We start from the raw sequence: 22,836 nt of genomic DNA, 5'->3' as shown, positions 1-22,836 counted from the left end.
CCTACGGCCCGCTCCGCTCCGACGCAATCGCCGAAAGGGTTTGCCTCGCGCAAGCTATGCCTTATCGCGGGCGCTCTAATCCGGAGGGGCCGCCTCAGATGAAGTTCAAATATCTCGCCAGTGCCATGGCGCTGGCAATCGCCGGGCCGACGCAGGCTGACGTACTGATCGACAATGTCGAAGGGATCACCATCGGTGTGGATGGCAAAATCCAGCGCTTTACCGCGCTGGTGATCGACGATGACGGCAAGGTCGCGCAAATCCTCGAATCGGGCGAGAAGAAGCCACAGACCGATTACCGCGAGAATGGCCAGGGTGCGGTGATGATCCCAGGCCTGATCGATGCCCATGCACATGTCATGGGGATCGGCATCGGCGCGCTGACGCTCGACCTGTCGGATACCAATTCGCTTGCCGAAGCGCTGGACAAAATCCGCCGGTTCGCTGCGGAAAACGAAGCCCGCCCCTGGATTCTGGGACGCGGCTGGAACCAGGAAAAATGGGGGCTGGGCCGCTTTCCCACCGCTGCCGAACTCGACAGCGCGGTCGCCGACCGCCCGGTCTATCTGGCGCGCGTCGACGGACATGCCGGCTGGGCCAATACGCTCGCCATGCAGGCGGCGGGAATTACGGCGGCGAGCGAAAGCCCCGCCGGTGGCCGGATCGAGCGCCTGCCCGGTTCGCGGCAGCCCTCGGGCGTCTTCGTGGATGCCGCCGAAGAGTTGATGCGGGCGGCCATCCCGGCCCCGCGACCTAACGAGCGCGACCTCGCCTTTGCCGAGGCACAGAAAGTCCTGCACCGCCATGGCATAACCGCCGTCGCCGATATGGGCACCACGATCGAGGACTGGCAGGCCTTCCGCCGGGCGGGTGACAAAGGGGCGCTGACGCTGAGGATCATGGCCTACGCGGCAGGGCCTGAACAGATGGAACTGATCGCAGGCGCGCGCCCTTCGCCCTGGCTTTACAATGATAGGCTGCGGATGAATGGGGTTAAGCTCTACCTCGATGGCGCCCTGGGCAGCCGCGGGGCCTGGCTCAAGCGCCCCTATGCCGACGATCCGGGCAATACCGGTCTGCCGATTACGGGCCCGGCCAAGCTGCGCAACATCCTCGTGCGCGCCGCCCAAGGCAATTTCCAACCCGCGATCCACGCAATCGGCACGGCGGCGAACGCGGACGCGCTCAACGCCATTGCGGAAATCGCCGAGAGTTTTCCGGGCGACCGCCGCTGGCGGATCGAGCATGTCCAGATCGTCGATCCGGTCGACCTGCCCAAGCTCGGACGGAACGGTATCATCGCCTCGATGCAGCCGGTGCACCAGACCAGCGACAGGCTGATGGCGGAGGCGCGGCTCGGTCCGGACCGGCTCGAGGGCGCCTATGCCTGGAACAGCATCCTGCAATTGGGCGGGCGGCTGGCCTTCGGGTCGGATGCACCGGTGGAATCGCCCGATCCCTTCGCCGGCCTCGCCGCCGCAACCACACGCATGGACGCCAATGGCGAGCCTTTCGGCGGCTGGCGACCGCAGGATCGGGTCAATCGCGAGCAGGCGCTGGCCGGCTTCACCAGCGAAGCCGCCTATGCCGGTTTTGCGGAAGGACGATTCGGCAGGCTGCTACCGGGCGAACGGGCCGACTTCGTCCTGATCGACCGCGATCCGCTACTGGCGACGCCCAGCGAACTGCGCGCGACGAAAGTGCTCGAAACCTGGGTCGGCGGACGCAAGGTCTACGACGCGGACTGAGGTTCCTCGGGCTTTCCCGCTTCCGCCTTGCGCCGCTTCTCGGTCAGCCGCATCAGCACGAGCGAGCCTTCGAACAATAGCAGCAGCGGGATCGCCAGCAATAGCTGCGAGCCTGGATCGGGCGGCGTGATAATAGCGGCCAGCGCGACCACCCCAACGATGACGTAGCGGCGTGCGGAAACGAGCTGGTCGCGCGTTACGATACCTGCCCGGTGCAGGAGCAGCAGCAACACAGGCAACAGGAAGCTCATCCCGAAAGCGAGAATGAACTGCATCACCAGGCCGAGATATTCATTCGCGGTCGGCAGCGCCTGGATCTCGAGCCCGCCCGCCGTGCCTTCGAAGCCGAGGAACCAGCGGAACGCCGTTGGCATCACCACGTAATAGGCCAGGGCCGCGCCCATGGTGAACAGGATCGGCGTCGCCAGCAGAAAAGGCAGGAAAGCCTTCTTCTCTTTCGCATAGAGCCCGGGCGCAATGAAGGCCCAAAGCTGGTTGGCAATGATCGGGAAGCTGAGACAGAACCCCGCGAACAGCGCGACCTTCAGCTCGACGAAGAACACTTCGTACAGCTTGGTGAAGATGAGTTGCCCCTCGCCTTCCGCGAAGGAGTTCTTCAGCGGCTGGATGAGAAAGCCGAGGATCGGATCGGCGAAATAGAGGCTGATGCCGAAGGCGATCGCCAGCGCGAGCACGCAGCGCACCAGCCGCGCGCGCAATTCGATCAGGTGATCGAGCAGCGGCGCCTGTGTCTCGTCGATATCCTTGATGACGGCCATGTCAGGCGTCCTTGCCCGCGTGGGGCGGGTCGAGCGGCAATGGCGGTTCGTTCGAATGCTCGGGCGCTTTCACCGGCGCGGCGCGCTCGATCGCCGCCTCGGCCGCCGCGTCCGCGTCTGGGACCTCGCCTGCCGAAGAAAGCGGCTCCATTTCGTTGGGCAGCAGGTTCTCGGGCGCCCCCGCCTCGGGCGTCGAACCGTCGGGATATTTGGCCATGATATCCTTGTTCCGCGCGGCCCACTTCTCTTCCATTTCCTCGATTTCCGCCTGGCGGACGACCTCGTCGAGTCCGGCGCGGAAATGGTTCGACATGCGGCGCAGCTTGCCGATCCAGCGGCCTGCGTGACGCAGCGCCTTGGGCATGTCCTTCGGGCCGATCACGAGGATCGCCACGATGACGATCACCAGCAGCTCGCTGGCGCCGATATCGAACATGGCCTGCCTCGCCTTCTCGCGAACTTACTTGGTGTCGGTGGTTTGCTGCTTGACCTGGTCCGGCGTCAGCCCTTCGTCGGCGGGCTTCGCCTCGTGGCCAATCTGCTTTGCAGGTGCCTCGTCTTCATTCATGCCTTGCTTGAAACTTTTTATGCCCTTGCCGAAATCCCCCATCATTTCGGAGATGCGACCCCGACCGAAGAGGACGAGGACGACGATGGCGATGATGGCGATCTGCCAGACACTGAGACCCATGGGACCTTCTCTTTCGAATTGCTTGCAGACGATATAGGCGCTGCCGCGGCCTAGCGCCAGTCAGGCTTCACTCGAGGCCTCTTCACCATCCTCTTTTGCGTCCGAATCACCGGCTGCGGGGTCGGAGATCAACTCTTCATAGGCATCTTCTACAGGATCGAGCAGGCCGGTCGCCCGCAATTCCGCGATTCCGGGCAGGTCGCGGCGGCTCGACAGGCCGAAATGATCGAGGAATTCGGGCGTCGTCGCATAAATCGTCGGGCGCCCAGGCACTTCGCGCCGTCCTGCGATCTTCACCCAGCCTGCCTCCATCAGCACGTCGAGCGTGCCACCCGATGTCTGCACGCCGCGAATCGATTCGATCTCGGCGCGGCTGACCGGCTCGTGATAGGCGATGATCGCCAGCACTTCGGTCGCCGCGCGGCTCAGACGGCGGAGCTGCTCTTTCTCGCGGCGCAGAAGATGCGCGAGATCGGGTGCGGTCTCGAAATGCCAGCGCTTGCCGCGCTCGACGAGGTGGATGCCGCGTTTTTCGTAGTCTTCGGCGACGCGGCGCAACGCCGCGCGGACATCGCCCACCGCTGCATCGCCGAGAAAGCCCGCCAGTGCTTCTGCCGTCATCGGTTCTTCCGCAGCGAACAAGGCGGCTTCGACGGCGCGGACGAGGTCGTCCATCAGCCGGGCATCCGACGCAGGCGCAGGGGTCCGAAAGTATCCTCCTGCTGCAATTCCGCCTTGCCCAGCCGCGCCAGTTCGAGCGCCGCAACGAAGCTGGAAGCCAGCGCGGAACGCTTGAGCCTCGGTTCGGCATGGGGCGGAAGAAAATCGCGCAGTTCCATCCAGTCCAGCGTCACGCCAAGCATGTTGGATACCCGGTCGAGAGCGGATTCGAGCGTCATGACAGGCCGTTCGCGGACCATATGGATGGCCGGCGCGGTGCGTGCCTTGACCCTTCCATAGGCCTCGATCAGCGCGAACTGATCGCAGCGCCATTTCGTTTTGCGCACGATGTCGAGACCTTCGGGGTTGCCGCGCAGGAACACGTCGCGCCCGATCCGGTCGCCCCCCATCAACCGCGCTGCCGCATCGCGCATCGCGCCAAGGCGCTGGAGGCGCAGTTGCAGCTTGAGCGCAAGCTCTTCTGGACTGGGGTCTTCCTGCTCTTCCTTGGGCAGGAGCATCGCCGATTTGAGATAGGCAAGCCACGCTGCCATCACGAGATAGTCGGCTGCCAGTTCGAGCTTCAGCGCTTCGGCGCGGTCGATATAGCCCAGATACTGGTCGACCAGCGCCAGGATCGAGATCGACCGCAAATCCACCTTTTGCCGCCGCGCGAGGTCGAGCAACAGGTCGAGCGGGCCTTCCCACCCGTCGAGTTCGAGATAAAGCGCATTTCCGTCGTCCGGTCTGTCCCGCGCGATACCATCCCATTCCTCCTGCGTATCCGCATCGGCATCGGCGAACAGGAGACCGTCGCTGGTCATGCGGCGCGGCCCTCGGCGATTGCCAGCAAGGCATCGCGCTTCGCGAGCAGTGCTTCGGTATCGGTGCCGTCTTGCGCGTCGCACATGGCCGCATGCACGCGTTCGAGCCGCTCGCGGGTCTTTGCATTCATGCTTCCGCAGCGCTCGGCAATGGCGATCTGATCGTCCATTTTAGCCCAGCAATTCAGCACGATGTCGCAACCCGCCGCCAGCGCGCGGACCGAACGCTCGGCAATCGTCCCGTCCAGCGCCTCCATGTCGATATCGTCGGACAGCAGCAGACCGTCGAAACCGATCTTCCCGCGGACGATCTCGCTGATAACGGTTTTCGAGAGCGTTGCCGGGTTTTCCGCATCCCACGCCTCGAACACGATATGCGCGCTCATCGCCAACGGATGAGCGGCCAGTGTGCGGAACGGCTCTATGTCGATCGCGAGTTCCACATCGCTGGCGGCGACATGCGGCAGCTCCTTGTGCGAATCGCAGGTTGCACGGCCATGCCCGGGCATATGCTTGAGGCACCCCACGATGCCCGCACGGCCCATCCCGTCGAGCACTGCGCGCCCCAGCGCCGCGACCTGCATCGGTTCGCTGCCCAGCGCCCGATCGCCGATCACATCGTCGGTTTCCGGGCGCCGGACATCGAAGGGTGCATGATAATCGACCGTGATGCCCATTTCGGCAAGCTCGCGCCCCATGGCCTCGGCATTGACCCGCGCCGCTTCGATCGCGGACGCCGGGGCGATGTCCCACAGCCTGGCGAATGCCTCACCCGCCGGATAGCGCTGCCACTCGGGCGGTTTCATCCGGACGACGCGGCCGCCTTCCTGATCGATCGAAATAATGAGTCGGTCGCGGCCATGGATCGCGCGCAGATCGTCGGTCAGCTTGCGCAATTGATCGCGGTTATCGCAATTGCGCGCGAACAGGATGTAGCCCGCCGGATCGGCGTCCTTGAAGAAGGCGTGTTCCTCGGCTGTCAGGTCGAGGCCGGAAATGCCGAAAATGGCGGGTGTCATGCGCGGTACGGTGACGCTAACACCCCAGCCGCGCAAGCGCGCGCTGTGTGCCAAGTGTGGAAATTCGGCAGCTACTTGACGAAACAGGCGAGCCCATCGGCTTTGAGCGCAGCGCATAGCCGGTTGGCGGAGGCGCGATCCCCGGCCAGCGCCTGCAGGCGATAGACGCGGCCGATATCGACCTGAGCCTCGACCACACGGTGCTTCACACCATTGAGCGCTTCGGTCTGGCGGGTCAGGTTCGACCACGCAGCCTGGGCATCGGCGCGGCGAGGATAGGCACCGACTTGAACCGCCGTGCCGGGCAGAGGCGCGCTGCGGCTTCCCGCATTGACCGTCGAGGCAATGGTTGGGCTAGCAGACTCGCCCGAACCCGCTGCGGGAGCGGCAGCCGGTTCGGCCAACTTTCCTTCGCGCGTCTGCCCTTCGCCCACGGCAAAGCTCGTGTCGCCCGTCCCGGCAAAGGTTTTGCCGCCCGGGTTTTCGGGCTTGGTCTTATAGGGGGCGTCCGGCGCGGCGATTACACTGCCATCGGCCGGGGGCTCGTCGGAGGCCTGGTTGGAGAAGAACCAGATGCCACCTATGACCACGGCGAGCAGAGCCAGCGCGAGCACGCCCATGAGCCACAGGCGCGACGTGTCGAAGCCCGCTGCTTCGTCCTCGTCCTCACCCGCTTCGAGCCACGGCAGGCTTTCGTCATCGGCAAGGTCCAGCTGGCCCTCACCCTCCCAATCCTCGTCCGTATCGTAGGGCGTCGACGCCGCCATGCTCACATCTCCTCGACCGCTTCGACCCCCAGGATCGCAAGCCCGTTGCGGATCACCTGCCCGATCTGCGTAGCCAAGAACAGCCGCGCAGCGGTCAGTTCGGGATCGCCTTCCTGAATGATCCGTTTCGACGGATCGTCATTACCCCCATTCCAGAAACTGTGGAAGGCGGCGGCGAGATCGCCGAGGAAAAAGGCAATGCGATGAGGTTCGCGCGCCTTGGCGGCGGATTCGACCACGCGCGGGAATTGCGAAGCCTCGCGCACCAGCGCGAGCTCTTCCTCGCCGAGACGGTCCAAATGCGTGTCGCTCGGCTCGACGCCTGTCTTGCGCAGGGTCGAATGGATGCGCGCATGCGCATATTGCAGGTAGAAGACCGGATTGTCTTTCGAGGCCTCGACCACCTTGGCGAAGTCGAATTCCATCTGTGCGTCGGGCTTGCGGGTCAGCATGGTGAAGCGCACCACGTCCTTGCCCACCTCGTTCACGACATCCGCCAGCGTAACGAAAGTGCCCGAACGCTTGGACATCTTGACCGGCTCGCCGTCGCGCAGCAGCTTGACCATCTGCACCAGCTTGACGTCGAACGGCACGTCGCGCCCCGCGCCCTTGGTCAGCGCGGCGACTGCGGCCTTGATCCGCTTGACCGTACCTGCGTGGTCGGCGCCCCATATGTCGATCAGTGCGTCGGCCTTTTCGGCCTTCTGGAAGTGATAGGCGAGATCGGCACCGAAATAAGTCCAGGCGCCGTTCGACTTCTTGATCGGGCGGTCCTGATCGTCGCCGAATTCGGTAGAGCGGAACAGCGGTAGCTCGACCGGCTCCCAATCCTCGGGCGGAGCCTTGCCCTTGGGCGCTTCGAGCACGCCGTCATAGACGAAACCGTGTTCACGGAGCCAGGCTTCCGCCGCCTCGGGCTTCTTTGCAGCCTGCAATTCTGCTTCGGAAGAAAACAGGTCGTGATGGATGCCAAGCAGCGCCAGATCCTCGCGGATCATTTCCATCATCGCGGCGACCGAGCGCTGACGGAACAGCTCCAGCCACTCGCTTTCGGGCGCGTCCTGGTAGGCCGTGCCGAATTCCTGCGCGAGCCGCTCACCCACCGGTTTCAGATAGTCTCCAGGGTAGAGACCTTCGGGAATCTCGCCGATGTCCTCGCCCAGCGCCTCGCGATAGCGAAGGTGCGCGGAACGGGCGAGCACATCCACCTGACCGCCCGCATCGTTTACGTAATATTCGCGCGTGACACGATAACCGGCCCATTCGAGCAGGCCCGACAGCGCATCACCCACCACCGCGCCGCGGCAATGGCCCATATGCATCGGGCCGGTCGGATTGGCCGAGACATATTCGACATTGACCGTCGCGCCCTTACCCATGTCGGAACGGCCGTAATCCTCGCCCAGCTTTGAAATGGCGAGCAATTCGCGGCGCCATGCCTCGGGCGACAGACGCAAATTGATGAAGCCCGGACCGGCGATGGTCGCCTCGGTAATGTCGGGTTCGCGCTGGAGATGCTCGACGATCTTCTCGGCCAGCGCGCGCGGATTGGTCTTCGCCTGCTTGGCGAGGACCATCGCCGCATTGGTCGCCAGATCGCCATACGCGGGGTCGCGCGGGGGCTCAACCGTCACATTGGCGCGCGATGTGTTGGCGGGCAGGACGCCCTCCATTTCGAGAGCGTTCAATACCGCATCGATGCGAGCCACGAAGGCCGCGTGAAGTGTCTGCATATCAGCCATGGCGCGCGCCTAGACTATCGGCGCGAAATGGCAAGATGCGAGCGCGCTTAGCGCGTGGCGTTGTAGCGGAGCTGGTCTTCGGTCAGTTGAAACCCGATCAGCAACTCGAAGGTGGCCCGCTGCACCGCTGCGCGCACGGCCGGATCGGCCAGCGGATCGAGTGCGGCGTCGGGATCGCCGGCCTTGCGCTTGCGGGTGATCTGTTCGCGAATATCGGCCGGAAGCGTTGCGGCGCCGCGATCGACATAGGCCCCGGCAGTGCCCCGCGTTTGAGTGCGTTCCTGCCCGTCGGCGAATTGCAGGGTCACGCTTCCGACACGCTTCGTCACCACGGCCGATCCGCCGCGGACCACTGTCGAAAAATAGGGCAAGGTGACCGTGCGGCTGCCGCGCGTATCGGCACGGCGCGCAACCACATCGAACGTCGCTTCGGTATACACCCGGTCGCCCGTTTCTTCGTTGCAGCTCGAACGAAGATTGGTGATCGCCGCCGTCACGTCGAGGTCTGCGATCGTGATCGCACCCGGTGCGCGAAACGTCGTGATATCGCCAGTGTAATCGGGAATTCCAACGGCTGGGCAAGTCGTCCGGACTGCGGAAATGCCGACGCCCTGATCGACGACCAGTTCACCTTCCCTTGCGCAACCGGCCAACGCCAGGCCAAGGGCAAGCGCGGGAAGAAGGCGAGTACGGATGGTCATGCGGCTAATTTCCCTTTTGCGGTCATTCGAATTCATAGCCCCTGGAGGCTGCGGCTTGCCCTAGCTTGGCCCGCGCGAAAGCGCTAGAGGGCGACACATGAATGCCCCCTTTCCATCCACGCCTGCCGTTTCCGATGGCGACCCGCGCCTCCCGCTCAAACTGCTGATCGCTGCGCCCCGCGGCTTTTGCGCCGGTGTCGATCGGGCGATCGAAATTGTCGAGCGGGCGCTGCAAAAATATGGTGCCCCGGTCTATGTCCGGCACGAGATCGTGCATAATCGCTATGTCGTCGACAGCCTGAAAGCCAAGGGCGCAATCTTCGTCGATGAACTGGACGAGGTGCCCGACGATGCGCCGGTCGTGTTCAGCGCGCATGGTGTTCCCAAGACCGTCCCGGCGGAGGCCGAGCGGCGCAAGATGCTCTATGTCGATGCCACCTGCCCACTGGTGAGCAAGGTCCACCGCCAGGCCGAGCGTCAGATCGAAAAGGGGCAGCACATCCTGTTCATCGGCCATGCCGGCCATCCGGAAGTTATTGGAACGATGGGGCAGGTTCCCGAGGGCCGGATCACTCTGGTCGAAACCGTTGAGGATGTCGCGCAACTGGATTTCTCGCCCGACGATGCGCTTTCCTATCTCTCGCAAACCACGCTTTCGGTGGACGATACGCGCGATATCATCCGCGCCCTGGAAGAACGTTTCCCGCAGATTGTCGCGCCCAAGGCGGAGGACATCTGCTACGCCACCAGCAACCGGCAGGCCGCCGTCAAGCAGATCGCGGCGAGCTGCGATCTGGTGCTGGTCATCGGTGCGCCCAATTCCTCGAACTCGCTCCGGCTTGTCGAAGTCGCGGATCGGATGGGCACCGAGGCGAGGCTCATCCAGCGCGCCGACGAAATCGATCCGAGCTGGCTCGAAGGCGTCGGCACCGTGGGCCTTACCGCCGGGGCATCGGCTCCGGAGAAGCTGGTACGCGAGGTCGTCGATCGTTTGTCCGACTGGCGGCTGGTCGACGAGGAAATCGTCACCTCGGCCGAAGAGAACATGATCTTCAAGCTCCCTCGCCAACTCACCGAATAACGTGGCCGTCTATACCCACCTCGCCGCGGAGGAGCTGGCGCGCCTCATCGCGCATTACGATGTCGGCGATCTGGTTTCCGCCAAGGGCATCGCGGAAGGCGTGTCGAATTCGAACTGGCTGGTGGAAACGAGCGAGGGGCGTTTCATCCTCACCATGTACGAGCGGCGGATCGACACGGCGGATCTGCCTTTCTTCCTGGGTCTGCTCGATCATCTTTCGGAAGCCGGCTGCCCGGTGCCGCGCACGATTCACGATAGTGCGGGCGATGCCTGGCGCATGATCGATGGCAAGGCCGTAGCCCTCATCGAGTTTCTACCAGGCGTTTCGCCGACCAGTCCGGAACCTGGGCAAGCCCGCGCGGTAGGAAGTGCGCTGGCACGGGCGCATCTGGCAGCCCGTGATTTTCCTAGGGCAAGACCCAACGATCTCGCCCCCGCCGATACGCTGGCCATCTTACGACAATGCGGAACAGCCGCCCTGCACGGTATCGATACGGAGCTTCCCGCCATTTTTGAGATCGGCGCGGGCATTTTGCGTAAGTGGCCCGAGGAATTGCCGCAATCGATCATCCATTCCGATCTTTTCCCGGACAATGTGCTGATGCTCGGCGAGCGGGTTACGGGAATTATCGACTTCTATTTCGCCTGCACCGGCGCCATGGCCTACGATCTGGCGGTGACCCATGCGGCCTGGTGCTTCGACGCCCGCGGAGAGCAGTTCGACGAACGGCTCGGTCGCGCGCTTGTCGAAGGCTATGAAGAAACCCGTCCGCTGAACGAAATCGAACGGTCGGCCTTGCCCTTATTGGCCGAAGGAGCCTGTCTGCGGTTCATCGCCAGCCGTGCGCAAGATTGGCTCGACACGCCCGAGGATGCCCTGGTCCAGCGGAAGAACCCGATGGATTTCATGCGGCGGCTGGAATTCTATCGTGCAGCAGGTCAAAGCGCCTTCGCATGAAAAAGGTCGAAATTTTTACCGATGGCGCCTGCAAGGGAAATCCCGGTCCGGGTGGCTGGGGCGCGCTGCTGCGAATGGGACCGCATGAGAAGGAAATCAGCGGCGGCGAAGCCGAAACCACCAACAATCGGATGGAGATGACCGCTGCCATCAAGGCCTTGGGCGCATTAATCGAGCCCTGCCAAGTCGATCTCTACACCGATAGCAAATATCTGATCGACGGGATCACCAAGTGGGTCCACGGGTGGAAGAAACGCGGTTGGGTGAATGCCAGCCGCAAACCGGTCCGCAATGCGGAACTGTGGCACGACCTGATCGAATTGACCGAACGGCACAATGTCGAATGGCACTGGGTCAAAGGCCATTCAGGCCATGAAGAAAACGACCGCGTGGACCGCCTCGCCAGCAACGAGGCAGACCATATCGCGCGCCAGGGCTAGCCCTGACTAGCTGTTGTCGACGACTTCGGCCCCCGGGCCATTCTTCTTGATCGAATCGATGGCGTTCTGTGCACTCGCCTTCGACGAATATCCTTCGGTCGAGAACATCACTTCGGCGTTATATTTGAAGCGCACGCGGAATTCTCCCGCCTTGTCCTTGTAGATTTCGAAATGGTGGCTCATCGGTCGTCGCTCCTACTCTACGGGGGTTTGACCACCCTAGCGCGTATCGCGCCCTTGGCTAGGCTAAGCGGGCGGGCGAGTAGAGTTCCGCATCGAGGTGCCCGGTCATCGCATCGCGCTCTTCGTCCAGCAAAAGCTGCCGGGCGAGCCGCGCCGCCGCGGGGGCCGTCTGGATCCCGAACCCGCCCTGCCCGGCGAACCAGGCGAAACCGGCGGCCTCAGGATCGTAGCCATAGACCGGGCGCCGATCCGCCGCGAAGCTGCGCAGGCCCGCCCATTTGTGCTCCACCGCCGTCACCTTCCAGTCGACGACTTCCTCGAGCCGCGCGATCGCCTCGGCAACTGCCAGTTCCTCCGGCGCCGCGTCGCATGGCTCGCTCGGTTCCTCATCGTGCGGGCTGAGCCACAGGCGGCCCGATTCGGGCTTGAAATAGAAGCGCCCGCGAATGTCGAGCACCAGGGGAAGGTCTTCGTCGACGGGCGGGTCTACCCGTACCTGCGCGACCGTCCTCCGGTAGGGTACGATACCAGCAGGCTTCGCGCCGGCAATCCTTGCCAATTCGTCGGCCCATGCGCCTGCCGCATTCACTACGACTGCGGCGCGGAAGGTTTCCCCACCTGCGACAGCGATAGTCCATTCCCCCTGGCCGCGATCGAGATCGGCGACACGGGCTCTGCATTCGAGCCGGGTACCGCCCTCGCGCGCCAAGGCCAGATAGTGCGAGTGCAAGGCAGCCACATCGATATCCGCGCATACCGGTTCCCAAATCGCATCGGACCAGACGCGCCGGACTCCGGGCAATTTCTTCTGGATATCCGCGCGGCCCATGTGCTGGATCGAGGCACCGGTCGGAACGAACCGTCGCATGAATTGCGTCACCAGCTCCTCGTCGCCCTCCCTGGCGATATACAGGGCACCGCGCTGGCGCAGAAAGCCGTTGTCACGCAAAAAAGGCCCCGAAGCGAGCGTCAGCGGCACGATCTCAGGCCCGCCGTAACATTCTTCCCAGAACGCCGCCGAGCGCCCCGTTGCATGATAGCCCGGGCGCTCTTCCCCCTCCAGCAGAAGTACATGGGCACCGCCTGCGGACAACTCAGCGGCGAGGCTGGCCCCCGCGATCCCGGCACCAACGATGGCAAAATCGTAAACGGTCATGGTCATTTCCGCGGGGCCACGCGATCGAGGAATTCGTCGATACCCGCCAGCGCGCGCTCACGCACGGGATCGACTTCGCGAAGGATTTCGTGATGCGCCTCTTCCCCGAACTCGATCAGTTCGCCGCCGGGCAGGCGCCGCGCCGCGCGGACGGCCGCCGCATGATCGACCAGCCTGTCCGCCGAGGTGCTGATAATAAGGACGGGAACCCGGACGGCTTCCATCGCCCCCGCCTCGCCCAATCGGCGGGCCGAAGCGTAGGCACGCTCTACCCAGCCCCAGCTTCCAGGCCCCATCACCAGCTCGGGCCGTTTTTCGCGCCACCACAGCTCGTCCGCATAGCGATCGGCATCATGAGTGAGTAGGTCGCGGCGGCGGGCGGGCATTTCACCGGGCTTTTCACTCCACTTCCATGCGGGTCGTGTCGGCTTGCCGATCCGGGTCATCGCTCGCGCGACACCATGAAGCACAGCCAGGGGTAGGGGCGGCCCCGCCATGCCGATCATCGGCGCGCTCAGAACCACTGCTTCGGGATCGACGAGACCATCGACCAGTGCGCGCATCACCACATGCGCCCCCATCGAATGGGCACCGAGGATATGCGGCCCAGGTGTTTTCGCTTTCCACGCCTTCCACAGACAAGCAAGGTCTTCGCTCCAGGTCGCGAAATCGTCGATATGGCCGGTAACAGCATCGCCGCCCAGCCTGCCGGAGCCCGCCTGACCTCGCCAGTCGGCCGCCGTGACACGCCAACCTGCGCGATGCCAGTGATCGAGCGTTTCGAGGTATTTTTCGTAAAAATCACCCCGTCCCGGGAGGAACAGCAGCGAACCGCGCCCGCCTTCGTCTACCCCCGGCCAGTCGATCCGCCTGATGGCGTGCCCATCGGCCAGCGTGAAAGTCGATTCTTTTGCCGCAGGGGGAATAACGCGGCGGTCGATTGTCTGGTGTGACGCTGACATGCCGGCGATCTCGACCTCCTCAATGGTTACTTTTTGGTAAGCACGCTCGTGTAGCACCTCCCGTCAAGGAAGCGTCGGGGGCGTCATGCAAAGCCAGATTTTCACCTACGTATTGCTTGCCGGGTTGGCAATCGCACTCCTCTGGGTAATCGTCACCGACCTCAAGAGCCGGACGATCAGCAACAGGCTGACGATGACGGTGGCACTCGGCGCGCCGCTATACTGGCTGTCGATCGGGTTGCCGCTATGGCCCGGGATTGCGTTTCAACTGGGTTTGGCAGCCGTCGTTTTCGCGGTCTGCTGCGTACTCTTCGCCATCCGCCAGATGGGGGGTGGAGACGTAAAGCTGCTCACGGCCCTTTCCTTGTGGATACCGCCTTCGCAATTCACCTTTTTGCTGGTGGCCATGGCGATGTTGGGGTGGGTGCTGACCATGGCCGTCGGTGCCTGGCGGGTGGCTCATTCCAATGCTTTCAAGACCAGCCCTGCGCGCGATTCCGCGCTGTTGGTTCTGGGCACCTTGATTGCCGTGCTTTTCGCCAGCGCCGTGCTCGGCGGGCCGACGCTGCCCGTGCCGGAGGGTTTGGTCGAAACGACTTCTTCCACCCCCCTTGCGGCCATCGCTGTGATACTCGCACCATTCGCCATCTTGCTCGTGGTCACCCTTGGGTCGATCCGCATCATTCGGCGGCACGAGCGCGATCTCTGGGTTCCCTATGGCCCGGCTATTTCGCTCGCCGGTATCTGGATCGTCGCCAGCGGGCAGTTGCTGGCCGCCCACCCGGCCATGACCGGCGGCTGAGAACGCGATTTTAACCAATTCGACCCTACAGCACGAACCCATACTTGCCCGCACCGGGATTCCGCGGGCCGAACGAGAGAGGCTAGACAGCCATGGATAGGAAGAAACTGGTTCTGCTGGTCGCCGCACTGATCGTTGCAGTGGGTACGGCGCTCATCGCGCGGAGCATGTTTGCCGGTGCGAGCGCGCCTCAGGCCGAAGCCGCCCAGGTCGAAGCGCGCGGTCCCAAAGTCCTCGTCGCGCAGCGGGCGCTGCCTGTCGGCACAATCATAACGGCCGACGCGATCGGGTACCAGCTCTGGCCCGAAGAACTGGTTCAGGACGCTTACTTCCTCGACGGCGAAGCCGATATGAACAAGCTTCTCGGTACGGTTGTTCGTCACCCGATAACCGCCGGCGAACCGGTCACGCAGGGTTCGCTCGTCGCGCCGGGCGATCGCGGCTTCCTCGCCGCCGCCCTCGCCCCGGGCATGCGGGCCATTACCGTTCCCGTCACCGCTCAGTCGGGTGTGGCCGGATTCGTCTTTCCCGGCGACCGTGTCGACATGGTGCTGACCCAGGAAGTGGGGGGCAATGACGGCGCAAGCCTGAACGCGTCGGAAACCATTCTGCGTAACCTTCGCGTCCTGGCTACGGACCAGTCGACCGTTTCGGAACAGGCCGAAGACGGCTCGACGGTGGTGAAGGAATTTCGCACCGTCACGCTCGAGGTCACGCCCGTAATAGCCGAGAAGATCGCCGTGGCGCAGACGATCGGTACGCTCAGCCTTTCGTTGCGCTCGCTGGCCGACAACCAGACCGAGCTCGAGCGCGCGATCGCCGCAGGCGACATCGCCATTCCCGACGACGCGACTCCCGAAGAGGAGGAACGCATCCTACGTCAGGCCATGGCGCGCCCCGACGATGGGAAAAGCACCTATGTGACCGGCGGCGACGTCTCGCGTTTTCAGCGTCGCACGGTACCGCCGCAGGGCGCGGTAGCGGGTCCGCCGCCGCCCCAATCAGCCGGGGAACCGAGCATGCCCGTCCGCCAGGGGCCGAGCGTGCGCGTCACCCGCGGCAAGGAAACGGAACGCGTCCCGGTCGGCGCCGCCAAGATCAGCGCCGTGACCGGCGTCATCAAGGGCGGGCAGGCCGATGGAACCTCGCTACCAGCCACGATCGGGCCGGTCGCGCAGCCGGTTGCCGTCGCATGAGCCGGAAAGAAAAAACGGGTAGCCAATCAGGGGGCACATCCATGAAACGTCGACTTACCACGAAATTGCTGGTCGCCAGTCTGGCCATCGCGCCACTGGCCAGCGCGCCGACGAGCGTCGCGACAGCCCAGTCGATCGTGAGCCCGAGCTCGGAAATCGTGCTTTCGATCGGTCGCGGCGAATTGGTCAACGTCCCCGGCGCCATGGCCGATGTCTTCATCGCCAACGACCAGATTGCCGACGTTCAGGTGAAATCCCAGCGTCAGCTCTACGTCTTCGGCAAGGCGGGCGGCGAAACCACGATCTACGCCAGCAACCGGGCCGGAGACATCATCTGGTCGGCCAATATCCGCGTCGGTTCCAACATCGGCAGCATCGATCAGCTTCTCGCGCTGGCCATGCCCCAGGCGAAGATATCGGTCGCCACCATGGGATCCAACGTCATTCTCCTCACCGGAACCGTTGCCGGTCCCGAGGATGCGGAAGAAGCACAGCGCCTGGTGGAAGCCTTTGTCGGGGAAGATGCGAATGTCATCAGCAGGCTGCGCATGGCCACCCCGCTGCAAGTGAACCTGCAGGTTCGCATCGCCGAGGTAAGCCGCAGCTTCGTGCGGGCGCTCGGCGTCAACCTGACCAGCATCGACAGCAGCAGCGGGTTCAAGTTCGGCATCGGCCAGGGAAGGCAAGGCGCAATTCCCGAATTCAACCCCGGAAGGGCGCTGGGAACCGGTTCGAAAACCGTCGAAAGGGTCTTCAATCCCGTGACCGGAGAGATCGAGGAATTGCCCGGTTCCACCGTCAACCCGATTTCGCCGGGCACTACTTTGGGTGCATTCGGCAAGTTTCTCGGTCTCGACATCGGCGCCGCGCTCGATCTGGCAGAAACCGAAGGGCTCGTGACCACGCTTTCGCAGCCCAATCTTACCGCGCTTTCGGGCGAAACGGCCGAATTCCTGGCCGGTGGCGAATTCCCGATCCCGCTGAGTCAGGGGCTTGGCACAACCTCGATCGAATATAAGAAATATGGCGTAAGTCTGGCCTATTCGCCGACCGTGCTTTCGAACGGTCGTATATCGATGCGCGTGCGTCCGGAAGTGTCGGAATTGTCCAGCCAGGGCGCGATCACGCTGGAAGGTTTCCAGGTGCCCGCATTGGTGACCCGCCGCGCGGAAACCACCGTCGAGCTCGGCTCGGGCCAGAGCTTCATGATCGCCGGCCTGTTGTCGAACAACGCGACCAATACGATCGACAAGGCTCCGGGCCTCGGCGATGTTCCGATCCTCGGCAACCTGTTCCGATCGACCACTTACCGCAAGGGCGAAACCGAACTGGTAATCGTCGTGACGCCTTATCTGGTGAAACCGATCGACGGGAACGACATCAAGCTGCCGACCGACGGTTTCCGCAAGCCGACCGAATTCCAGCGCCTGCTCGGCTTCCAGCAAAGCGACGGCGTGACCGGCGGCGACCGTCCGAAACCACGAGCCGTTCAGTCGCAGCCTGCCGCACCTGCTATTTCGCAAGGAACGCCGGTCGACGGTGGCGACCAGCAAGCATCAGACGGGAAAACCGAAGCGCGTCGCAACGAGCGGACCGCCTCGGCCAAGCCCGGTTTCAGTTTCGAATAAGGGGACGCGTAACATGGCTATCGCATTCAATCGCAAGCTCGCCGGTACGCTGGCCGCCTCGCTCGGCCTCGCACTGAGTGCCTGCGGCGGTTTCCCGACCGAAAACCGTTCGCTTTACAGCGCTCGTCAGCCCGTTGTCGAACGGACCAACTTCACGCTCGACATACGCACTGCGGGCGATGGCCTGCCGCTCGGCGAGCAGCGCCGTGTCGCGGGCTGGTTCGACGCCATGGAACTTGGCTATGGCGATCGCATCTCGCTCGACGATCCGACCGCCAATCCGGCCGTGAGAGAGGATCTCGCCGCTCTCGCCGGGCGGCATGGCCTGCTGGTCAGCGAGAGTTCCCCGGTCACTCCCGACTACATCGATCCGGGTGAGGCGCGCATCGTCATAACCCGTTCGACGGCTAGCGTTCCCGGGTGTCCCGACTGGTCGGCCAACAACGAAGCAAACGAATATAACGCAACCTACCCTGGTTACGGCTGCGCGGTGAACGGCAATCTCGCTGCGATGATCGCAAACCCGGAAGATCTCATTTCGGGACAGAAGGGCTCGGGCGAGACCGTGGTCACCACTTCGACCAAGGCGATCGAGGCCTATCGCGAAAAGGCTCCGACCGGCGCGGGCGGTCTGTCGCAAGTCAGCAGCAAGGGAGATTAAGCAGCCATGAGCGCTTCACTCAAATCCGGCATGGCGGGCAACCGCGACGCCTTTGCGGCCTATATCTGCGACGATAATGCTCTCGATGTACTGCGCCCGGTGGTGATCGAGCTCGGCTGGCAGCCCGAGAAATGCAATAAGGGCGGATTACGCAACGCGATTCAGTCTCTATCGGTTTCGGCCAGCCCCAACATCTTGATGGTGGACCTTTCCGAAAGCGGCGACCCGCTGAACGACATCAACGCGCTGGCCGAAGTCTGCGAACCGGGCACGGTGGTGATCGCCATCGGCCAGGTCAACGATGTGCGCCTGTATCGCGACCTGCTCGCAAGCGGCATCCACGATTACCTGCTCAAGCCGTTATCGGCCAATATGCTGCGCGATTCGCTCAATCAGGCGCAGGCTGTTTTTCTCGCTCCGCGCGCCGGCGAAGCCGAGGGCGTCAAACGTCATATGTCGACTGCCGTGATCGGCACGCGGGGCGGCGTTGGCGCATCCACGCTCGCGACGTCACTCGCCTGGCTCTTCGCCACCGAGAAACACATGCCGACCGCCCTGCTCGATCTCGATGTGCATTTCGGCACCGGCGCTCTGGCGCTCGATCTGGAACCCGGTCGCGGGCTGACCGACGCGATCGACAATCCGAGCCGGATCGACGGGTTGTTCATCGAACGCGCGATGATCCGCGCGAGCGACAATCTCGCGATCCTTTCGGCAGAGGCGCCGATCAATCATCCGCTGATGACCGACGGTTCGGCTTTCGTGCAGTTGCAGGAAGAGTTCAGGCATTCATTCGAAATGACCGTGCTCGACATGCCGCGCAATATGATGATCAATTTCCCTCACCTGCTCAACGATATAAACGTCGTCGTGCTCGCCACCGAAATGTCGCTGGCCTCGGCCCGCGATACGATCCGCATCCTTTCGTGGCTCAAGACGAATGCGCCGCATTCGCATGTCGTGATCGCGGCCAACAAGGTTCAACCGGGGGCCGCCGAAATCAGCAAGGCCGATTTCGAAGCCTCGATCGAGCGCAAGATCGATGTGACGATCCCCTACGATCAGAAGGCTGCGGCCAATGCCGCCAAGCTCGGCAAGACTTTCGTCGATGCCAATAGCGGAGCCAAGGCGACGGGAGCGATCAAGCAGCTTTGCGCCCGCGTCATCGGTATCGGCACCGAAGAGGCCGATGCGGCCGAGGAGACCGGCGCGAAGAAATCGCTGCTCGGCGGTTTCGATTTCAAGAATCTGCTCGCGAAGAAAAAGGACGCACCGGCCGCCCAGCCTGTGGAATGACCGCACCCAGGACGCGCTTAGGGTAGCTTGCAAATGGACGGAGACTACGCATGAATATCATCCAGCCGGTGCTTGTGGCCGTCGGGGTCCTCGCCTTGCTGGCGATAGGATACGCCATGCTCTCCGGCCCGAATGCGGCCAAGGCGAGCCAGCGGCGGCTGGAGCAGCTTCGCTATCGCCATTCGGAAAGCACCGACGCCAAGGTCGAATCCCAGCTCAAAAAGGCCATTGCCGCGCGCAAGCCGAAAATGCAGCGAGTCGCCGGATCGACCTCGCGGATCGAGGCGCTGGCAAATCGGCTCGACCGAACCGGAAAGGGATGGACGCTCAGCCAATATGCCTATGCATCGCTCGGGCTGGGCATCGTCGTGACGCTGCTCATGTTCCTGCGCAGCGGATCGCCGGGCCTGTCCCTTGCCATCGGCGTACTGGTGGGGGCGGGATTACCGCATTTCATCGTCGGGCGGACGATCAAGAAGCGCACCAACAATTTCAACGCGAAGTTCCCCGATGCCATCGAGCTGCTCGTGCGTGGCCTGCGCTCGGGCCTTCCGGTGACCGAGACCCTGGCGGTCGTCGCGCAGGAGGTCCCCGGCCCTGTCGGCGAGGAATTCAAGGGCGTCGTCGAGCGGATCAAGATCGGTCGCACGATGGAGGATGCCCTTCAGGAAACGGCGGACAGGCTCGGTATTCCGGAATTCAACTTCTTCTGCATCACCCTCGCCATCCAGCGCGAAACCGGCGGTAACCTCGCCGAAACCCTGTCGAATCTTTCGGACGTGCTGCGCAAGCGGGCGCAGATGAAGCTCAAGATCAGGGCCATGAGCTCGGAATCGAAGGCTTCGGCCTATATTGTCGGCGCCCTGCCCTTCATCGTCTTCGGGCTGATCTGGTGGATCAACCCGACATATATCGGCGGCTTCTTCGAGGATGACCGTCTGATCGTAACCGGCCTCGGCGGCCTCGTGTGGATGAGCATTGGCGCCTTCATCATGGCCAAGATGGTCAGCTTCGAGATCTGAGCTGGGGAAGGACTAGACTTATGGACGCTGCAACCGGCCCCACCCTTCTCGGCTTCGATGTCTATCTGGTCGGCTCGATCCTCATCGGGATCGCGGCCGCCGCCATGGTGTTCGCGATCTACACCGCGGTCACCATCAAGGACCCGATGAGCAAGCGCGTCAAAGCGCTCGAAGGCCGCCGGGAAGAGCTCAAGATGGGCCTGGTTTCCGCGTCCGCCAAGAAGCGGCAGAGCCTGGTTCGCAAGACCGACACGACCGAGAAGATCAAAGACACGCTCGGCAAGATGAAAGTGTTGCAGGAGAGCCAGGTAGAGGGCGTTCAGCAAAAGCTGGCCCATGCAGGCATCCGCAACAAGGAACTGGCGATCGTTATCATCGGCCTGCGCGCCGTTCTGCCGGTGTTGCTGGGCAGCCTTGTTTTTGTATCCGTCTTCTTGCTCGATACCTTTCCCGAATGGGGTCCGATGAAGCGCAACGGCGCGCTGATGCTGGCCGTGTTTCTCGGATACAAGGGTCCGGAAATCTACCTCAGCAATCTGGCGTCCAAACGTTCGGACGCGATCCGGAAGGGCCTTCCGGATGCGCTCGACCTACTGGTCATCTGCGCGGAAGCGGGGCTGACCGTCGATGCTGCCTTCAACCGGGTGGCGAAGGAACTGGGCCGCGCCTATCCGGAACTGGGCGAAGAGTTCGCGCTCACCGCTATCGAATTGTCCTTCCTCAACGAACGGAAGAAAGCCTTCGACAACCTCGCCTACCGCGTCAATCTGGAGGCGGTGAAGGGCGTCGTCACCACCATGGTTCAGACCGAACGCTATGGCACCCCGCTAGCTTCCGCTTTGCGCGTCCTTTCGGCCGAATTCCGCAACGAGCGTATGATGCGCGCCGAGGAAAAGGCCGCGCGCCTGCCGGCCATCATGACCGTGCCGCTGATCATGTTCATCCTGCCAGTCCTGTTCATCGTCATTCTCGGACCGGCGGCCTGTTCGATCGCCGATGCCTTCAGCGGCGGTATCGGATAACCCGCTTCTTCCGCGCCAGTCGCACAGGAAGCCTGGCCGATTTTCAGTCGGCCAGGCTTTCCGCGTCGAAGTCGCCCGCCTGATCGCGTACACGCACGAGCATGTCCAGCAGGCTGGCGCATTCTTCCTCGCTCAGCACCGAAAACAGCTCGCTCTCGATCTTCAGGGCCAACGGCATGATCCCCGCATGGACCGCGCGCCCTTCGCTCGTCAGTTCAAGTAGATGCGAACGCCCGTCGCTGGCATTCGGCGAGCGCTGGACCAGACCGCGATCCTCCAGCCGTTTACACGCGCGGTTGACCGGCACCTTGTCCATCAAGGTTTGCTGCGAAAGATCGCGCTGGGTCAGCGAACCGTGATCGCCCAGCACCGCCATTATACGCCATTCGGTGGTCTTGAGCGCGAAACGCTTGCGGTACTGTTCGGCTATCCGGGTCGATACAGCATTCGATGCGATCGACAGTTGATAAGGCAGGAACTCGGCAAGGCGTTGGGCGGGCTGACGTCTGGACATGCCCACACCTTTAAACCGCGCCTCCGGCTTGGCAAGGCCGTTGCGATTGTAACCTTATCGCCCGGACTCACTCATAAGTCGGCTCTTCCCACCACGGGTAGAAATCGGGCATGTTCGCGCTCACCGTGTCGGGATAGGCTGGTGGCCGTTTCTCGAGGAAACTGGCGATCCCCTCTTTCGCATCCTCGCTACGGCTGAGGCGGTAGATCGCCCGGCTGTCGATCCGGTGCGCATCCATCGGATGGCCCCCGGCACCCAGCCGCCACAGCATGGCGCGGGTCATCGCAACCGAAACGGCCGATGTGTTGTCCGCGATCTCGCGAGCGATGCCCATCGCCGCATCCATCAATTCGCCCTGCGGATGGACCGAGCGGACCAGGCCGCGATCCAGCGCTTCGTCGGCATCGAAGATGCGCCCGGTCATGCACCATTCGAGCGCGGTTTGCATGCCGACCAGCCGGGGCAGAAACCAGCTCGAAGCCGCTTCGGGAACGATGCCGCGCCGCGCGAATACGAAACCGAAACGCGCATTTTCCGAGCACAGGCGAATATCGAAGGGAAGCTGCATGGTCGCCCCCACTCCGACCGCCACGCCATTGCACGCCCCGATCAGCGGTTTCCTGGAACTGAACAGGCGCAGGGTCAGACGCCCTCCGCCGTCCCGAACCCGTTCGTCGGCAAGATCGTCTACCGCCGAAGGGTCGGAGAAAACACTGCCCCCATCTTCCGGTGTAAGATCGGCCCCGGCGCAGAAGGCGCGCTCGCCCCGTCCGGTCACGATCACGGCGCGCACTTCGTCGTCGGCATCGGTATCGTCGATCGCCGCGGCGATTTCGGCGCCCATCCTGCCAGTGAAAGCATTCATCTTTTCCGGTCGGTCGAGGGTGATCGTGGCAACGCCGTCGATCTTATCCAATACAATCTGGGTGAAAGCCGTCATCGCGTAGTCTCTCCCTGGTAGCCCTTCGTGCTTTTCAGGCATGG

At 63.2% G+C, this 22,836-nt stretch carries 25 protein-coding genes; 11 read left to right on the top strand and 14 right to left on the bottom strand.

Annotated elements, in window-relative coordinates:
- Positions 1-98: 98 nt before the first annotated feature.
- Positions 99-1,748, top strand: a complete 1,650-nt coding sequence (locus tag DVR09_RS06160; protein ID WP_115417820.1) for an amidohydrolase — start codon at positions 99-101, stop codon at positions 1,746-1,748.
- On the opposite strand, the gene tatC is transcribed toward DVR09_RS06160, so the two are convergent.
- From tatC to DVR09_RS06115, 9 genes are all read right to left on the bottom strand, one after another.
- A complete protein-coding gene (gene tatC / locus DVR09_RS06155) occupies positions 1,733-2,527 on the bottom strand; it encodes a twin-arginine translocase subunit TatC (protein ID WP_115416164.1) in 795 nt (264 codons plus the stop codon). The genes DVR09_RS06160 and tatC overlap by 16 nt on opposite strands.
- A gap of 1 nt (position 2,528) precedes the next feature.
- Complete coding sequence (gene tatB, locus DVR09_RS06150) at positions 2,529-2,963, bottom strand: Sec-independent protein translocase protein TatB (protein ID WP_115416163.1); 435 nt, start codon at positions 2,961-2,963, stop codon at positions 2,529-2,531.
- 24 nt (positions 2,964-2,987) lie between these two features.
- The gene (gene tatA, locus DVR09_RS06145; protein ID WP_115416162.1) at positions 2,988-3,218 is read right to left on the bottom strand and encodes a twin-arginine translocase TatA/TatE family subunit; all 231 of its coding nucleotides are present in this window, start codon (positions 3,216-3,218) and stop codon (positions 2,988-2,990) included.
- 60 nt (positions 3,219-3,278) lie between these two features.
- Positions 3,279-3,893 (bottom strand): SMC-Scp complex subunit ScpB, encoded by a 615-nt coding sequence (gene scpB / locus DVR09_RS06140; RefSeq protein WP_115416161.1) that lies wholly within the window; start codon positions 3,891-3,893, stop codon positions 3,279-3,281.
- Positions 3,893-4,702, bottom strand: a complete 810-nt coding sequence (locus tag DVR09_RS06135) for a segregation and condensation protein A (protein ID WP_115416160.1) — start codon at positions 4,700-4,702, stop codon at positions 3,893-3,895. The genes scpB and DVR09_RS06135 overlap by 1 nt, the downstream gene beginning before the upstream one ends.
- On the bottom strand, positions 4,699-5,721 hold the full coding sequence (nagZ, locus tag DVR09_RS06130; RefSeq protein WP_115416159.1) for a beta-N-acetylhexosaminidase: 1,023 nt from the start codon (positions 5,719-5,721) through the stop codon (positions 4,699-4,701). Before nagZ ends, DVR09_RS06135 begins: the two co-directional genes overlap by 4 nt.
- 71 nt (positions 5,722-5,792) lie before the next feature.
- A complete protein-coding gene (locus DVR09_RS06125) occupies positions 5,793-6,488 on the bottom strand; it encodes an SPOR domain-containing protein (RefSeq protein WP_115416158.1) in 696 nt (231 codons plus the stop codon).
- 2 nt (positions 6,489-6,490) lie between these two features.
- Entirely contained in the window at positions 6,491-8,230 is a 1,740-nt protein-coding gene (gene argS / locus DVR09_RS06120; RefSeq protein ID WP_115416157.1) for an arginine--tRNA ligase, read from the bottom strand.
- A gap of 47 nt (positions 8,231-8,277) precedes the next feature.
- Positions 8,278-8,931, bottom strand: a complete 654-nt coding sequence (locus DVR09_RS06115) for a hypothetical protein (protein WP_115416156.1) — start codon at positions 8,929-8,931, stop codon at positions 8,278-8,280.
- Positions 8,932-9,028: 97 nt separating this feature from the next.
- Here DVR09_RS06115 and ispH point away from each other — a divergent pair, with 97 nt between their 5' ends.
- From ispH to rnhA, 3 genes are read left to right on the top strand one after another with little or no spacing between them, the layout of a single operon-like run.
- Positions 9,029-10,012, top strand: a complete 984-nt coding sequence (gene ispH, locus DVR09_RS06110; protein ID WP_115416155.1) for a 4-hydroxy-3-methylbut-2-enyl diphosphate reductase — start codon at positions 9,029-9,031, stop codon at positions 10,010-10,012.
- A 1-nt stretch (position 10,013) separates the two neighbouring features.
- The gene (gene thrB, locus DVR09_RS06105) at positions 10,014-10,970 is read left to right on the top strand and encodes a homoserine kinase (protein ID WP_115416154.1); all 957 of its coding nucleotides are present in this window, start codon (positions 10,014-10,016) and stop codon (positions 10,968-10,970) included.
- Positions 10,967-11,410, top strand: a complete 444-nt coding sequence (rnhA, locus tag DVR09_RS06100; RefSeq protein WP_115416153.1) for a ribonuclease HI — start codon at positions 10,967-10,969, stop codon at positions 11,408-11,410. Before thrB ends, rnhA begins: the two co-directional genes overlap by 4 nt.
- A gap of 6 nt (positions 11,411-11,416) precedes the next feature.
- Here the strand turns inward: rnhA and DVR09_RS06095 are convergent, their stop codons facing one another.
- From DVR09_RS06095 to DVR09_RS06085, 3 genes are read right to left on the bottom strand one after another with little or no spacing between them, the layout of a single operon-like run.
- A complete protein-coding gene (locus DVR09_RS06095) occupies positions 11,417-11,593 on the bottom strand; it encodes a YegP family protein (RefSeq protein ID WP_115416152.1) in 177 nt (58 codons plus the stop codon).
- A gap of 58 nt (positions 11,594-11,651) precedes the next feature.
- Positions 11,652-12,749, bottom strand: a complete 1,098-nt coding sequence (locus tag DVR09_RS06090) for an NAD(P)/FAD-dependent oxidoreductase (protein WP_115416151.1) — start codon at positions 12,747-12,749, stop codon at positions 11,652-11,654.
- Between the two features lie 2 nt (positions 12,750-12,751).
- Positions 12,752-13,711, bottom strand: coding sequence for an alpha/beta hydrolase (locus DVR09_RS06085; protein WP_115416150.1), 960 nt, complete (start codon positions 13,709-13,711; stop codon positions 12,752-12,754).
- An 85-nt stretch (positions 13,712-13,796) separates the two neighbouring features.
- On the opposite strand from DVR09_RS06085, the gene DVR09_RS06080 reads away from it, so the two are divergent.
- The 7 genes from DVR09_RS06080 to DVR09_RS06050 all read left to right on the top strand — a co-directional run bounded on the left by DVR09_RS06080 (position 13,797) and on the right by DVR09_RS06050 (position 21,338).
- The gene (locus tag DVR09_RS06080; protein ID WP_115416149.1) at positions 13,797-14,513 is read left to right on the top strand and encodes an A24 family peptidase; all 717 of its coding nucleotides are present in this window, start codon (positions 13,797-13,799) and stop codon (positions 14,511-14,513) included.
- A gap of 92 nt (positions 14,514-14,605) precedes the next feature.
- Positions 14,606-15,709, top strand: a complete 1,104-nt coding sequence (gene cpaB, locus DVR09_RS06075) for a Flp pilus assembly protein CpaB (protein ID WP_115416148.1) — start codon at positions 14,606-14,608, stop codon at positions 15,707-15,709.
- A gap of 41 nt (positions 15,710-15,750) precedes the next feature.
- On the top strand, positions 15,751-17,337 hold the full coding sequence (locus DVR09_RS06070) for a type II and III secretion system protein family protein (protein WP_115416147.1): 1,587 nt from the start codon (positions 15,751-15,753) through the stop codon (positions 17,335-17,337).
- A gap of 13 nt (positions 17,338-17,350) precedes the next feature.
- Entirely contained in the window at positions 17,351-17,998 is a 648-nt protein-coding gene (locus tag DVR09_RS06065; RefSeq protein WP_115416146.1) for a CpaD family pilus assembly protein, read from the top strand.
- A gap of 6 nt (positions 17,999-18,004) precedes the next feature.
- Positions 18,005-19,294 (top strand): pilus assembly protein CpaE, encoded by a 1,290-nt coding sequence (locus DVR09_RS06060; protein WP_115416145.1) that lies wholly within the window; start codon positions 18,005-18,007, stop codon positions 19,292-19,294.
- 50 nt (positions 19,295-19,344) lie between these two features.
- A complete protein-coding gene (locus tag DVR09_RS06055; protein WP_115416144.1) occupies positions 19,345-20,316 on the top strand; it encodes a type II secretion system F family protein in 972 nt (323 codons plus the stop codon).
- Positions 20,317-20,336: 20 nt separating this feature from the next.
- Entirely contained in the window at positions 20,337-21,338 is a 1,002-nt protein-coding gene (locus DVR09_RS06050) for a type II secretion system F family protein (RefSeq protein WP_115416143.1), read from the top strand.
- 43 nt (positions 21,339-21,381) lie between these two features.
- Here DVR09_RS06050 and DVR09_RS06045 read toward each other — a convergent pair whose 3' ends face one another.
- Positions 21,382-21,852 (bottom strand): MarR family winged helix-turn-helix transcriptional regulator, encoded by a 471-nt coding sequence (locus DVR09_RS06045; RefSeq protein ID WP_115416142.1) that lies wholly within the window; start codon positions 21,850-21,852, stop codon positions 21,382-21,384.
- A 67-nt stretch (positions 21,853-21,919) separates the two neighbouring features.
- A complete protein-coding gene (locus DVR09_RS06040) occupies positions 21,920-22,792 on the bottom strand; it encodes a crotonase/enoyl-CoA hydratase family protein (protein ID WP_115416141.1) in 873 nt (290 codons plus the stop codon).
- Positions 22,793-22,836 lie beyond the last annotated feature (44 nt).

It is taken from the genome of Erythrobacter aureus, from assembly GCF_003355455.1.
GTDB classification, from domain to species: domain Bacteria; phylum Pseudomonadota; class Alphaproteobacteria; order Sphingomonadales; family Sphingomonadaceae; genus Qipengyuania; species Qipengyuania aurea.
The sequence above is the reverse complement of the archived record's forward strand: the minus strand, read 5'-3'. Positions and strand labels throughout refer to the sequence as shown.

Bases quoted from the DNA above. Each gene is read 5' to 3' on its own strand.
- DVR09_RS06080 (WP_115416149.1), top strand. From the start codon at position 13,797: ATGCAAAGCCAGATTTTCACCTACGTATTGCTTGCCGGGTTGGCAATC.
- DVR09_RS06070 (WP_115416147.1), top strand. From the start codon at position 15,751: ATGAAACGTCGACTTACCACGAAATTGCTGGTCGCCAGTCTGGCCATC.
- DVR09_RS06085 (WP_115416150.1), bottom strand. From the start codon at position 13,711: ATGTCAGCGTCACACCAGACAATCGACCGCCGCGTTATTCCCCCTGCG.
- tatA (WP_115416162.1), bottom strand. From the start codon at position 3,218: ATGGGTCTCAGTGTCTGGCAGATCGCCATCATCGCCATCGTCGTCCTC.
- DVR09_RS06125 (WP_115416158.1), bottom strand. From the start codon at position 6,488: ATGGCGGCGTCGACGCCCTACGATACGGACGAGGATTGGGAGGGTGAG.
- ispH (WP_115416155.1), top strand. From the start codon at position 9,029: ATGAATGCCCCCTTTCCATCCACGCCTGCCGTTTCCGATGGCGACCCG.
- DVR09_RS06095 (WP_115416152.1), bottom strand. From the start codon at position 11,593: ATGAGCCACCATTTCGAAATCTACAAGGACAAGGCGGGAGAATTCCGC.
- rnhA (WP_115416153.1), top strand. From the start codon at position 10,967: ATGAAAAAGGTCGAAATTTTTACCGATGGCGCCTGCAAGGGAAATCCC.
- tatB (WP_115416163.1), bottom strand. From the start codon at position 2,963: ATGTTCGATATCGGCGCCAGCGAGCTGCTGGTGATCGTCATCGTGGCG.
- DVR09_RS06040 (WP_115416141.1), bottom strand. From the start codon at position 22,792: ATGACGGCTTTCACCCAGATTGTATTGGATAAGATCGACGGCGTTGCC.
- cpaB (WP_115416148.1), top strand. From the start codon at position 14,606: ATGGATAGGAAGAAACTGGTTCTGCTGGTCGCCGCACTGATCGTTGCA.
- DVR09_RS06115 (WP_115416156.1), bottom strand. From the start codon at position 8,931: ATGACCATCCGTACTCGCCTTCTTCCCGCGCTTGCCCTTGGCCTGGCG.
- nagZ (WP_115416159.1), bottom strand. From the start codon at position 5,721: ATGACACCCGCCATTTTCGGCATTTCCGGCCTCGACCTGACAGCCGAG.
- DVR09_RS06090 (WP_115416151.1), bottom strand. From the start codon at position 12,749: ATGACCGTTTACGATTTTGCCATCGTTGGTGCCGGGATCGCGGGGGCC.
- DVR09_RS06050 (WP_115416143.1), top strand. From the start codon at position 20,337: ATGGACGCTGCAACCGGCCCCACCCTTCTCGGCTTCGATGTCTATCTG.
- DVR09_RS06045 (WP_115416142.1), bottom strand. From the start codon at position 21,852: ATGTCCAGACGTCAGCCCGCCCAACGCCTTGCCGAGTTCCTGCCTTAT.
- DVR09_RS06135 (WP_115416160.1), bottom strand. From the start codon at position 4,702: ATGACCAGCGACGGTCTCCTGTTCGCCGATGCCGATGCGGATACGCAG.
- DVR09_RS06065 (WP_115416146.1), top strand. From the start codon at position 17,351: ATGGCTATCGCATTCAATCGCAAGCTCGCCGGTACGCTGGCCGCCTCG.
- scpB (WP_115416161.1), bottom strand. From the start codon at position 3,893: ATGGACGACCTCGTCCGCGCCGTCGAAGCCGCCTTGTTCGCTGCGGAA.
- DVR09_RS06055 (WP_115416144.1), top strand. From the start codon at position 19,345: ATGAATATCATCCAGCCGGTGCTTGTGGCCGTCGGGGTCCTCGCCTTG.
- tatC (WP_115416164.1), bottom strand. From the start codon at position 2,527: ATGGCCGTCATCAAGGATATCGACGAGACACAGGCGCCGCTGCTCGAT.
- DVR09_RS06160 (WP_115417820.1), top strand. From the start codon at position 99: ATGAAGTTCAAATATCTCGCCAGTGCCATGGCGCTGGCAATCGCCGGG.
- argS (WP_115416157.1), bottom strand. From the start codon at position 8,230: ATGGCTGATATGCAGACACTTCACGCGGCCTTCGTGGCTCGCATCGAT.
- DVR09_RS06060 (WP_115416145.1), top strand. From the start codon at position 18,005: ATGAGCGCTTCACTCAAATCCGGCATGGCGGGCAACCGCGACGCCTTT.